General features: G+C 71.6%; 10 protein-coding genes. 9 read left to right on the top strand and 1 reads right to left on the bottom strand.

What is annotated here, in order from left to right; genetic code table 11:
* Positions 1-104: 104 nt before the first annotated feature.
* From DK419_RS22625 to DK419_RS22600, 6 genes are all read left to right on the top strand, one after another.
* Complete coding sequence (locus tag DK419_RS22625) at positions 105-953, top strand: urease accessory protein UreD (protein ID WP_109961085.1); 849 nt, start codon at positions 105-107, stop codon at positions 951-953.
* A gap of 103 nt (positions 954-1056) precedes the next feature.
* Positions 1057-1677: an urease subunit gamma gene (locus DK419_RS22620; RefSeq protein WP_109961084.1), complete on the top strand. Its 621-nt coding sequence runs from the start codon at positions 1057-1059 to the stop codon at positions 1675-1677.
* A 264-nt stretch (positions 1678-1941) separates the two neighbouring features.
* Positions 1942-3669, top strand: coding sequence for an urease subunit alpha (gene ureC, locus DK419_RS22615; protein ID WP_109961083.1), 1728 nt, complete (start codon positions 1942-1944; stop codon positions 3667-3669).
* A 29-nt stretch (positions 3670-3698) separates the two neighbouring features.
* Entirely contained in the window at positions 3699-4184 is a 486-nt protein-coding gene (locus DK419_RS22610) for a DUF29 domain-containing protein (protein ID WP_109961082.1), read from the top strand.
* A 27-nt stretch (positions 4185-4211) separates the two neighbouring features.
* The gene (locus DK419_RS22605; protein WP_109961081.1) at positions 4212-4709 is read left to right on the top strand and encodes an urease accessory protein UreE; all 498 of its coding nucleotides are present in this window, start codon (positions 4212-4214) and stop codon (positions 4707-4709) included.
* Positions 4702-5400, top strand: a complete 699-nt coding sequence (locus DK419_RS22600) for an urease accessory protein UreF (protein WP_245442636.1) — start codon at positions 4702-4704, stop codon at positions 5398-5400. The genes DK419_RS22605 and DK419_RS22600 overlap by 8 nt, the downstream gene beginning before the upstream one ends.
* Before the next feature lie 57 nt (positions 5401-5457).
* Here DK419_RS22600 and DK419_RS22595 read toward each other — a convergent pair whose 3' ends face one another.
* Entirely contained in the window at positions 5458-6627 is a 1170-nt protein-coding gene (locus DK419_RS22595; RefSeq protein ID WP_109961079.1) for a patatin-like phospholipase family protein, read from the bottom strand.
* Positions 6628-7011: 384 nt separating this feature from the next.
* Between DK419_RS22595 and ispG the strand changes: the two genes are divergently transcribed.
* From ispG to coaBC, 3 genes are all read left to right on the top strand, one after another.
* Entirely contained in the window at positions 7012-8313 is a 1302-nt protein-coding gene (gene ispG / locus DK419_RS22590; protein ID WP_109961078.1) for a flavodoxin-dependent (E)-4-hydroxy-3-methylbut-2-enyl-diphosphate synthase, read from the top strand.
* Between the two features lie 194 nt (positions 8314-8507).
* The gene (locus tag DK419_RS22585) at positions 8508-10478 is read left to right on the top strand and encodes a potassium transporter Kup (RefSeq protein ID WP_109961077.1); all 1971 of its coding nucleotides are present in this window, start codon (positions 8508-8510) and stop codon (positions 10476-10478) included.
* Positions 10479-11699, top strand: coding sequence for a bifunctional phosphopantothenoylcysteine decarboxylase/phosphopantothenate--cysteine ligase CoaBC (gene coaBC, locus DK419_RS22580; RefSeq protein WP_109961076.1), 1221 nt, complete (start codon positions 10479-10481; stop codon positions 11697-11699).
* Positions 11700-11721 lie beyond the last annotated feature (22 nt).

Below are 11721 nucleotides of genomic sequence, written 5' to 3'. Positions count from 1 at the left end.
GACTTGCCCATGGGGGACTTGCCTGCGCGGGACTTGCCTGCGGGGCTGCCGGCGCGGTCTAAGCGTGGCCGAGGGCGGTCCTTGCGCCGTCGCCGGGCCTTCCGATGCCGCATTCTCCCGTTCCCGACGCCCTCCGCCGCCAGCGCTCGATCGGCCACGTTGCCCTCGCGGTGGCGCGAATGCCGGGCGGCGCCACCCGCACCACCGACCTCGCCGAATCCGGCCCCTTGCGCCTGCGCCTGCCGCGGCCGGACGCGGGGCCGATGGAGGCGGTGCTGCTCAACAGCGCCGGCGGCATCGCCTGCGGCGACCGCTTCACGGTCGAGGCGCGGCTGGCGCCGGGCGCGGACCTCGTCCTGACCACCACGGCGGCGGAGAAGATCTACCGCTCCGACGGACCCGTGACGCGGCTCGACGTGGCCCTGACCCTGGAGGCCGGGGCCGCGCTGGCCTGGCTGCCGCAGGAGACGATCCTGTTCGACGGCGCCCGCCTCGCCCGGGGCTTCGCCGCCGACATGGCGGCGGATGCGCAGCTCACCCTGTTCGAGGCCCTGGTCTTCGGCCGCGCCGCCAAGGGCGAGGTGATGCGCGACGGCGCCCTCACCGATTCCTGGCGCCTGCGCCGGGCCGGGCGGCTCGCCTACGCCGACACGTTCCGGCTCGACACCGACATCTCCGAGAAACTCGCCAGGCGGGCGGTCGCCGGCGGCGCCCGCGCGATGGCGACCCTGCTCCACCTCGCTCCCGACGCGGAGAGCCGCCTCGACCAGGCCCGCGACCTGATCGGGAGTGCCGGCTGCGAGGGTCTCTCGGTCGAGGCCGGTGCCAGCGCCTGGAACGGGATGCTGGTCTTGCGCCTGCTCGGGGCCGAGATCGGTCCGTTACGCCTCGCCGCCGCGCGGATCCTCGAAGGCTTTCGCGGGCGACCGCTGCCGCGGGTCTGGCAGACCTGACGGCGCGGTTCTTGCCTGCACAATCTTGCAGCGGCCACCAACCTTGCCTCGGCCTCGCGCCTCGGCGAAGGATGGCGGCCCCACCGACCGGAGAGACCCGACCGTGCTGCTGACCCCCCGCGAGAAGGACAAGCTCCTCGTCGCCATGGCGGCGATGGTGGCCCGCAACCGCCTGTCCCGGGGCGTGAGGCTCAACCACCCGGAGGCGGTGGCCCTGATCACCGACTTCGTGGTCGAGGGCGCCCGCGACGGCCGCACCGTGGCCGAGCTGATGCGGCTCGGCGCGCAGGTCCTCACCGCCGACCAGGTGATGGAGGGCGTGCCGGAGATGATCCACGACATCCAGGTCGAGGCGACCTTTCCGGACGGCACCAAGCTCGTCACCGTCCACCACCCGATCCGCGGCACCCCCGCCGCCGACGTGCCGGGCGAGGTGACGACGCCGGACGGCGAGATCGTGTTCAACGAGGGCGCCCCCCGCACGGTGGTCGAGGTCGCCAATATCGGCGACCGGCCGATCCAGGTCGGCTCGCACTACCACTTCTTCGAGGTCAACCCGGCGCTCCGCTTCGACCGCGACAAGGCCCGCGGCCAGCGCCTCGACATCGCGCCCGGCACGGCCGTGCGCTTCGAGCCGGGCTCGACGCGGGAGGTCGTGCTGATCCCGATGGGCGGCGGGCGCGCGGTGTACGGGTTCCGGGGTGACGTGATGGGGACGCTGTGAGCAGCGCGAGCCTGCCATCCGACGCCCGTCAGATGCCCGATCGTGCACCGGGCGACCAGGGCTCCCCCGTGCCGGGTGACGAGGGACACGCGCCTCTCACAAAATCCGACACGCTTTTCGCTCTGCGGGGCATCGCCCGGCGTGCCCGCGCCAGGGCCGGCCCGGCAGCCCGCAGCGCGGACCCGATCGGGGATTACCTCCTGGCCGAGGATGAGCGCACGAAATTCGAACCCACGACGCCCGCCTGACCGGACCGCGCCGCCCATGTCCAACACCCCCAAGCCCGCCAGCCTCCCCCGTGCCGCCTACGCGGCGATGTTCGGGCCGACCAAGGGCGATCGCATCCGCCTCGCCGACACGTCCCTCGTCATCGAGGTCGAGCACGACCACACCCGCTACGGCGAGGAGGTGAAGTTCGGCGGCGGCAAGGTGATCCGCGACGGGATGGGGCAGAGCCAGGCGAGCAACGCCGGCGGGGCCGTCGACACCGTCATCACCAACGCGGTGGTGCTGGACCACTGGGGCATCGTGAAGTGCGATGTCGGATTGAGGGGCGGGCGGATCGCGGCGCTCGGCAAGGCCGGCAACCCGGACATCCAGGACGGCGTCACCATCGTGGTCGGGCCGGGCACCGAGGTGATCGCGGGCGAAGGAAAAATCCTCACCGCCGGCGGGTTCGACAGCCACATCCACTTCATCTGCCCGCAGCAGATCGACGAGGCGCTGAATTCCGGCGTCACCACGATGCTCGGCGGCGGCACCGGTCCGGCCCACGGCACCTTCGCCACCACCTGCACGCCCGGTCCCTGGCACATTGCCCGGATGATCGAGGCCGCGGACGCCTTCCCGATGAACCTGGCGTTCGCCGGCAAGGGCAACGCCTCGAAGCCCGACAGCCTGGAGGAGATGATCCGGGCCGGGGCCTGCGCGCTCAAGCTGCACGAGGATTGGGGCACGACGCCGGCGGCGATCGATTGCTGCCTGTCGGTGGCCGACGCCCACGACATCCAGGTGATGATCCACACCGACACGCTCAACGAATCGGGCTTCGTCGAGGACACGATCGCGGCGTTCAAGGGCCGCACCATCCACGCCTTCCACACGGAAGGAGCGGGCGGCGGGCACGCGCCGGACATCATCAAGGTGGCGGGGCTGCCGAACGTGCTGCCCTCCTCCACCAACCCGACGCGGCCCTTCACCCGCAACACCATCGACGAGCATCTCGACATGCTGATGGTGTGCCACCACCTCGACCCGTCGATCCCGGAAGACCTCGCCTTCGCCGAGAGCCGGATCCGCAAGGAGACCATCGCCGCCGAGGACATCCTGCACGACATCGGCGCGCTCTCGATGATGTCGTCGGACAGCCAGGCGATGGGCCGGGTCGGCGAGGTCATCATCCGCACCTGGCAGACCGCCGACAAGATGAAGCGCCAGCGCGGCGCGCTGCCGGGCGATGCGTCCGGCAACGACAATGCGCGGGCCAAGCGCTACGTCGCCAAGTACACGATCAACCCGGCCATCGCCCACGGCATCTCGCGCCACATCGGCTCGGTCGAGCCCGGCAAGCTCGCGGATCTCGTGCTGTGGTCGCCGGCCTTCTTCGGGGTGAAGCCGGACCTCGTCATCAAGGGCGGCGCCATCGCGGCCGCTCCCATGGGCGACCCCAACGCCTCGATCCCGACGCCGCAGCCGGTGCATTACCGCCCGATGTTCGGCGCCTTCGGCCGGGTGCCGGCGACGACGGCGCTCACCTTCGTGTCGAAGGCCGCGATCGACGCGGGCCTGCGCGAGACGCTCGGCGTCATGAAGCAGATGGTCGCGGTCGAGAACGTCCGCGGCGGCATCTCGAAGAAGAGCATGATCCACAACGACGCCACCCCGGTGATCGAGGTCGATCCCGAGACCTACGACGTGCGCGCCGATGGCGAATTGCTGGTCTGCGAGCCCGCCGAGGTGCTGCCGATGGCGCAGCGCTACTTCCTGTTCTGAGCTATCCTGCCGGCCAGGAGGGCTCATCCATGCCCAAGCTCGCCGAGCGGGCAGCGCCGGAGGCCGGCGTCTCGCCCGAGACCGACTACTTCCTCTGGACGCAAGGACAGGCCGCGCTGATCCGGACCGGCCGCTGGGCCGAGCTCGATCGCGAGGCCCTGGCCGAGGAGATCGCCGATCTGGGCGGATCGCAGAAATCCGAGATCCGCTCACGCCTGACCGTCCTGCTGCATCACCTGCCGACATGGCAGTTCCAGCCGCAGCCGCGGAAATACGGCTGGCGGGCGACGATCGTCGAGCAGCGGGTGAGCCTGGACGACCTCGTGACGATGAGCCCGAGCCTGCGCGCCTGGCCGGCGGAGGTCGTGAGCAAGGCCTATCGCCTCGCCCGGGTGCGGGCGGCGGACGACACCGGCCCGCCGGAGCGGAGCTTTCCGCCGGACTGCCCGTACACCCTGGCACAGATCCTCGACGAGCAGTTCCATCCGGGTCCGGAGGAGCCGGATGTCATCTGATTTCTCTGAACGGAACCACATCATCCCATGATCCGCGCCACCCGCGTCATCCGCCGCGACGCCCTCGGCCCCGGCGAGATCGTCGACCGCATCGTGCTCGATTCCGGCGACCGGCACCGCCGCCGCATGGCGATGCGGGGCGTCGGGGGCCTCGCCTTCCTGCTCGACCTGGCCGAGCCGGCCGTGCTCGACGACGGCGACACGCTGCGGCTCGAGGACGGGCGCCTGGTCTGGGTCGAGGCGGCGCCCGAGCGGCTGCTCGAGATCCGCGCGCCGACCGACCACGCCCTCAAGCGCCTGATCTGGCACATCGGCAACCGGCACATCCCGGCCGAGATCGGCGCGGACGCGCTCTGGATCGCCCACGACCACGTGCTCGCCGCGATGGTCGAGGGGTTGGGCGGCACCGCGACCCCGGTCGAGCGGCCGTTCAGGCCCGAGGGCGGGGCCTATGCGGGCGGGCACGCGCACAATCACGGCCACGGGCATGACCACGACCACGCGCACGGTCATTCCCATGGCTGATTCCATGGCTGAGCGGATCCCGGACGCCCTGGTGCTGCTCGCCTGGCTCTCCCCCGGCTATCCGGTGGGGGCCTACGCCTACTCGCACGGCCTCGAATGGGCGGTGGAGGCCGGCGACGTGCGCGACGAGGCGTCCCTGCGCGACTGGCTCGCCGACGTGCTGGAGCACGGGGCCGGCCGCAGCGACGCGATCCTGGCCGCCCACGCGCACGCCGCCGCGGAGGCGGGCGACGCCGACGCCCTGGTCGCGGTGAACGACCTCGCCCTGGCCTTGAGCCCGTCGCGGGAGCTGCATCTCGAGACCAGCCAGCAGGGCCGCTCGTTCCTCGACGCCACCCGTGCCGCCTGGGACGTGCCGCGGCTCGCCGCCCTCGGTTCCCATCTCGACGGCCCGGTCGCCTACCCGGTCGCGGTCGGCGCCGCGGCCGGCGCCCACGGGCTCGACCGCGCCGCGGTGCTGGCCGCCTACCTCGCGGCGTTCCTGCAGAACCTCGTCTCGGCGTCCTTGCGCCTCGCGCCCGTCGGCCAGACCGCCGGCACGCGGGTGGTCGCCGCGCTGATGCCCCGGGCGGCGTCCCTGGCGCGGGCCGTGCGGGACCTGCCCCTCGACGAGGCCGGGACGGCGACCCTGCGCCTCGACCTCGGCTCGTTCCGGCACGAGACGCAGTACACGCGCATCTTCCGGTCGTGATGGACGGCCGCAGGGCCGCCCCTCGGATCCAGGCGTGCAGGATCAGGTGTAGCAGGATCAGGTATACATGGCCTTGAGGTCGAGGGTGCTCTCGCGCCCGACCGCGTCGTAGTTCTGCGCGAGCCAGGCCTTCGCGGCGTCGCGGCCGGCGTCGCGCAGGTGGAGGAAGAACGGCCACTGCGCCTTGAGCCGCGAGGAGGCCGAGGCGTCGTCGAGCGCCCCGCCGCTGCCGTCGATGCGGTGGAGCAGCACCTGCTTGTAGGCGTTCGAGCGCCCGAGCACCCCGTCCTCGATCAGGTCGTCGACGAAGTCGATCGCCCGCAATTCCCGCAACAGGTTGGCGTTGAAGGTGATCTCGTTGAGGCGGTCGCGGATCTCGGCCGGGCTGCGGGGGGTCTCGCGGCGCTCGACCGGGTTGATCTGGACGAGCAGGATGTCGGGGGAGCGGGCGCCGTGATAGAGCGGGTAGAGCGGCGGGTTGCCGAGATAGCCGCCGTCCCAGTGCGGCACGCCGTCGATCTCGACGGCCTGGAACACCGTCGGCAGGCAGGCCGAGGCCATCACGTGGTCGATCGTGAGGTCCGGCCGCTCGAACACCGCGAGCTTGCCGGTCCAGACGTTGGTGGCCGAGATGAACAGGTCGGCCGGCCCGGCCCGGCGCACGGCCTCGAAATCCACCGTGTCGGACAGCGCCCGCTTCAACGGATTGATGTTGAGCGGATTCGTCATGTACGGGCTGGCGACGGCGTTCCAGAACGCCCCGACGGGGGTCTTCTTCCAGAAGCTCATCACCCCGTCGACGAAGGTCTGCTGCCCCTGCGACAGGTCGGCGTCGAGGCTGACCTCGCGCCAGAACGCCTCCAGGCGCCCGCGCGCGCCGTCGGGACCGCCGCGCAGCCAGCCGTCGACCATGACGACGGCGTTCATCGCGCCGGCGCTCGCCCCGGTGATCGCCTCGAAGGCGAGGCGCCCGTCCTCGATCAGGGCGTCGAGCACGCCCCAGGTGAAGGCGCCGTGGGCGCCGCCGCCCTGGAGCGCCAGGGCGATCGGCTTCTCGGCCCGGGGGCCGACGAGGCCACGGCCGAGGGGGCCGGACGCGGCTTGCCGGTCCGAGGGGGCCTGGACCGAAGCCGCATGAGCCGAGGCGGCTTGAGCCGAGGCGGCCTGGAAGGGATCGCGGTCACCCGCGCTCCTGTCCGGGTCTGGGAGAGAGGATGAGTCCGTCATGGCGGGGAATGTGGTGCGCTGCACCGCAAAAACCAATGGTGCGCCGCAACGTCGCGCAGGGGAAGCGGGACCGGATCCGGCCCGAGGGCATCCGGTGTCACGCGCTTGACGCCCGGGAGCGTCATCCTCAGCTAAGGCTTTGCCCATCGCCGCGGCGGCGGGCACCGCTTCACCCGCGGGACGGGGGACAAGGTTTCGGCAAGGATCTCGCGGCATTCCGTTTCGGCCGGGCCTAGTCCGTTGATCGCGCCGGGCTTTCATGCGCGGGAAGCGATTTCCACCGCGGCCGGAAATGCTCTAGACGGGGGTCACGCCGCGTTCCGCGCGACCCTGAACACGTCACTCGTCACACGTCTCCTGCGAACGACCCCCTGAAGGTATCCGATGGAAGCCATGGAAGCCCTCGCACCGGCGGACAAAGCCGCCCCCGAGATCGCCGGCCCGAGCCCCCGGCACCGCACCGTCGGCGTCCGGATCGGCGAGGGCGAGGGCGCGGTGGTGATGGGCGGCGGCGCCCCGATCGTCGTGCAGTCGATGACCAACACCGACACCGCCGACATCGACGCCACGGTGGCGCAGGTCGCCGCGCTGGCCCGGGCCGGCTCCGAGGTCGTGCGCATCACCGTCGACCGCGACGAGGCGGCCTCCGCCGTGCCGAGGATCCGCGAGCGCCTCGACCGCATCGGTGTCCACGTCCCCCTCGTCGGCGACTTCCACTACATCGGCCACAAGCTCCTGACCGACCATCCGGCCTGCGCCGAGGCGCTGGCCAAGTACCGGATCAACCCGGGCAACGTCGGCTTCAAGGAGAAGAAGGACCTCCAGTTCGGCACCATCGTCGAGCAGGCGGCCCGCTACGGCAAGGCCGTGAGGATCGGCGCCAACTGGGGCTCCCTCGACGAGGCGCTCCTCACCCACATGATGGACGAGAACGCGAACTCGGCCCGTCCCCGCGACGCCCGCGCGGTGATGCGCGAGGCGATGGTGCAGTCCGCCCTCCTCTCCGCCGACCGGGCGGTGGAGATCGGCCTGCCCAAGGAGCGCATCGTGCTCTCGGCCAAGGTCTCGGCGGTGCAGGACCTGATCGCGGTCTACCGCGAGGTGGCGCGCCGCTCCGACTACGCCATCCATCTCGGCCTGACCGAGGCCGGCATGGGCACCAAGGGCATCGTGGCGGCCTCCGCGGCGATCGGCGTGCTGCTCCAGGAGGGCATCGGCGACACGATCCGCTACTCCCTGACCCCGGAGCCGGGCGGCGACCGCACCGTCGAGGTGAAGGTGGCCCAGGAGCTGCTCCAGACGATGGGCTTCCGCACCTTCGTGCCGCTGGTCGCCGCCTGCCCGGGCTGCGGCCGCACCACCTCGACGGTGTTCCAGGAGCTCGCCCGCGACATCCAGAACTGGATCACCACCTCGATGCCCGAGTGGCGCAAGACCTATCCGGGGGTCGAGGGGCTGAACGTCGCCGTGATGGGCTGCATCGTCAACGGCCCGGGCGAGTCGAAGCACGCCGATATCGGCATCTCGCTCCCCGGCACCGGCGAGACCCCGACCGCCCCGGTCTTCATCGACGGCAAGAAGGCGATGACCCTGCGCGGCGCGACGCTCGCCAAGGACTTCGAGGGCATCGTCATCGACTACATCGAGCGCCGCTTCGGCCAAGGCCGCCGCAGCGCCGCCGAATGAGGCGGGAACGGCACGGCGCCGGGTAACGGAGGGTCAGCCGCGCCGCCTTGCGCGCCTCCGGGCCCGTGCTACAATCTTGCCACAATCGGGCCCGGCGGACGCGCCGGGCCGTTCTAGGATTCGAGCCCGCCACCCGGCCCATCAGCGCGCTTGGCGGCAATCCCGGCCGCCCGCGGGCGCATCCCCGATCGAACATGACACAGTCAGCCGCACCCACGGGCGGACCCGTCGCGCCGCCCGATTCCCTCACCCCGCAGAGCGGCGGTCCGCCCACCAAGGCGGGCAGCGTCGACGAGGCCGAGGGCCACGGCCACGCCAAGGCGAGCTTCTGGACCCTGTTCCTCGGCTCCGTCGGCGTCGTCTACGGCGATATCGGCACGAGCCCGCTCTACGCCTTCCGCGAGGCCCTCGCCCCGGGCCGCGCCGACGGCGTGCTCACCGGCGAGGAGGTGCTGGGCACCGTCTCGCTGCTGCTCTGGGCGCTCGTGCTGATCGTCACCATCAAGTACGTCATCCTGCTCCTGCAGATGGACAACAAGGGCGAGGGCGGCATCCTCTCGCTGATGGCGCTTGCCCGCAAGGCGCTGGGCGGCTCGCACATCGTGTTCATGCTCGGCCTGTTCGGCGCCGCCCTGTTCTACGGCGACGCGATCATCACCCCGGCGATCTCGGTCCTGTCGGCGGTGGAGGGCCTGAAGCTCGTCACCCCCGCCCTCGAGCACTACGTCCTGCCGATCACCATCGCGATCATCCTGCCGCTGTTCCTGGTCCAGAGCCGGGGCACCGCCCGGATGGCGACGTTCTTCGGCCCGATCATGCTGGTGTGGTTCTCGGTGCTGATGCTCGCGGCCCTGCCGCACATCGCCCGCACGCCGCAGGTGCTGTGGGCGCTCAACCCCTGGCACGCGGTCCACTACCTCCTCGGCCACGGTACCGGGGCGCTGGTGGCTCTGGGCGCCGTGTTCCTGGCGGTGACCGGGGCCGAGGCGCTGTTCGCCGATCTCGGCCATTTCGGCCGCCGGCCGATCCAGACCGCCTGGATCGCCCTCGTCGGGCCGGCGCTCGCGATCAACTACCTCGGCCAGGCCGCCCTGGTGCTGGCCGAACCGGGCACGACCGACCCGTTCTTCCAGCTCGTCCCCGAATGGGGCCTGCTGCCGATGGTGCTGCTCGCCACCGCGGCCACCGTCATCGCCAGCCAGGCGGTCATCACCGGCGCCTTCTCGCTCTCGCGCCAGGCGGTGCAGCTCGGCCTCCTGCCGCGGCTCGAGATCCGCCACACCTCCGAATCGCATTCGGGGCAGATCTACCTGCCGCAGATCAACACGCTCCTGATGCTCGGCGTGGTGATCCTGGTGGTGCTGTTCCGCTCCTCCTCGGCCCTCGCCTCGGCCTACGGCATCGCCGTCACCGGCACGATGCTGATCACCGCCGGCCTCGCCTTCCTGGTGCTGTGGCGGGTGTGGAAGTGGTCGCCGCTCGCCGCCGGCGCCGTGATGGTGCCGTTCATCGCCGTCGAATTGCTGTTCCTGGCCTCGAACCTCCTCAAGGTGTTCGAGGGCGGCTACATGCCCCTGCTGCTCGCCGGCGGCCTCGTGCTGCTGATGTGGACCTGGGTGCGCGGCGTCACCATCCTGTTCAACAAGACCCGCAAGACCGACGTGCCGCTGACCGAGCTCGTCGCCATGCTGGAGAAGAGCCCGCCGCACCACGTCCGCGGCACGGCGGTGTTCCTCACCTCCGACCCCGAGACCGCGCCGGCGGCGCTCCTGCACAACCTGAAGCACAACAAGGTGCTGCACGAGAAGAACGTCGTGCTCACCGTCAAGACCATCGACCTGCCGCGCCTCAACGATGCCGACCGGGTCCGGATCGAGCCGATGGGCCCGCATTTCTGGAAGGTCGTGATGAAGTTCGGCTACATGGAATCGCCGAACATCCCGAAGGGCCTGGCCCTCCTGCGCAAGCAGGGCTTCAAGTTCGACATCATGGCGACGTCGTTCTTCCTGTCGCGGCGCTCGATCCGCCCGGCGGCGCAGTCCGGCATGCCGTTGTGGCAGGACCGGGTGTTCATCACGCTCGCCCGCAACGCCAACGACGCGACGGACTTCTTCCAGATCCCGACCGGGCGCGTGGTCGAGGTCGGCACGCAGGTCACGGTCTAGATGGGCGCCCTCGACGGCAGGCGGGTGCTCCTCGTCATCGGGGGCGGCATCGCGGCCTACAAGGCGCTGGACCTGATCCGGCGCCTGCGCGAGCGCGGCGCCTCGGTGCGCTGCGTGCTCACCAAGGGCGCGCAGGAATTCGTGACGCCGCTCGCCGCGGCGGCGCTCGCCGGGCAGCGCGCCCATACCGACCTGTTCGACCGGGCCGACGAGGCCGATATCGGCCACATCAAGCTCGCGCGGGACGCCGACGCGGTCGTGGTGGCGCCCGCCACCGCCAACCTGATGGCGCGGCTCGCCGGCGGCCACGCGCCGGACCTCGCCTCGACGGTGCTCCTCGCCACGGCCCTGCCGATCCTGATCGCCCCGGCGATGAACGTGCGGATGTGGCTGCACCCGGCGACGCAGCGCAACCTGGCGCTGCTCAAGGGCGACGGGGTCGCGGTGGTGGGACCCAACGCGGGCCGGATGGCGGAGGCCGAGACCGGACCCGGCCGGATGGCCGAGCCCGAGGAGATCGCCGACGCGGTGGAGGCCCTGCTGGCAGGGTCGCCCGCGGAGGGGCCTCTCGCGGGCCGCCACCTCCTCGTCACCTCCGGTCCGACCCACGAGCCGATCGACCCGGTGCGCTACCTCGCCAACCGCTCCTCGGGCAAGCAGGGCCACGCCATCGCGGCGGCGGCGGCGGCGGCCGGCGCCCGGGTGACCCTGGTCTCGGGGCCGGTGACCCTGCCCGATCCCCCGGGCGTCGCGGTGGTGCGGATCGAGACCGCCCGCGAGATGCTGGCGGCGGTGGAGGCGGCGCTTCCGGCCGACATCGCGGTGTTCGCCGCCGCCGTCGCCGACTGGCGCCCGGCCGTCTTCGGGGGCGAGAAGATCAAGAAGGGACCGGAAGGCCCCCCTCCCCTGGCGCTCACCGAGAATCCCGACATCCTGGCGACGGTCGCCCGGCGTTCGGGCGACCGCCCGCCCCTGGTGGTGGGCTTTGCCGCCGAGACCACCGACGTGATCGCCCATGCCCGGGCGAAGATCGCCCGCAAGGGCTGCGACCTCATCGTCGCCAACGACGTCTCGACCGCGGCCGGCGTGATGGGCGGCGACCGCAACACCGTCCACCTGATCGGCCGCGATGGCAGCCTCGAGACCTGGCCGACCCTGGCCAAGGACGAGGTCGCCCGCCGCCTCGTCGCGCGGCTGGCCGCGCTGGCGAACGGCCCCTGAGGCAAGATATCGCCGGTCGAGC

This window comes from Methylobacterium terrae, assembly GCF_003173755.1.
Taxonomy (GTDB): Bacteria; Pseudomonadota; Alphaproteobacteria; order Rhizobiales; family Beijerinckiaceae; genus Methylobacterium; species Methylobacterium terrae.
This window is presented reverse-complemented; position numbering and strand designations above follow the sequence as displayed.

What these genes read in the sequence shown, in the direction of transcription:
- DK419_RS22625 (WP_109961085.1), top strand. Translation starts at nt 105, where the DNA reads ATGCCGCATTCTCCCGTTCCCGACGCCCTCCGCCGCCAGCGCTCGATC.
- ureC (WP_109961083.1), top strand. Translation starts at nt 1,942, where the DNA reads ATGTCCAACACCCCCAAGCCCGCCAGCCTCCCCCGTGCCGCCTACGCG.
- DK419_RS22610 (WP_109961082.1), top strand. Translation starts at nt 3,699, where the DNA reads ATGCCCAAGCTCGCCGAGCGGGCAGCGCCGGAGGCCGGCGTCTCGCCC.
- DK419_RS22605 (WP_109961081.1), top strand. Translation starts at nt 4,212, where the DNA reads ATGATCCGCGCCACCCGCGTCATCCGCCGCGACGCCCTCGGCCCCGGC.
- DK419_RS22600 (WP_245442636.1), top strand. Translation starts at nt 4,702, where the DNA reads ATGGCTGATTCCATGGCTGAGCGGATCCCGGACGCCCTGGTGCTGCTC.
- DK419_RS22595 (WP_109961079.1), bottom strand. Translation starts at nt 6,627, where the DNA reads ATGACGGACTCATCCTCTCTCCCAGACCCGGACAGGAGCGCGGGTGAC.
- ispG (WP_109961078.1), top strand. Translation starts at nt 7,012, where the DNA reads ATGGAAGCCATGGAAGCCCTCGCACCGGCGGACAAAGCCGCCCCCGAG.
- DK419_RS22585 (WP_109961077.1), top strand. Translation starts at nt 8,508, where the DNA reads ATGACACAGTCAGCCGCACCCACGGGCGGACCCGTCGCGCCGCCCGAT.
- coaBC (WP_109961076.1), top strand. Translation starts at nt 10,479, where the DNA reads ATGGGCGCCCTCGACGGCAGGCGGGTGCTCCTCGTCATCGGGGGCGGC.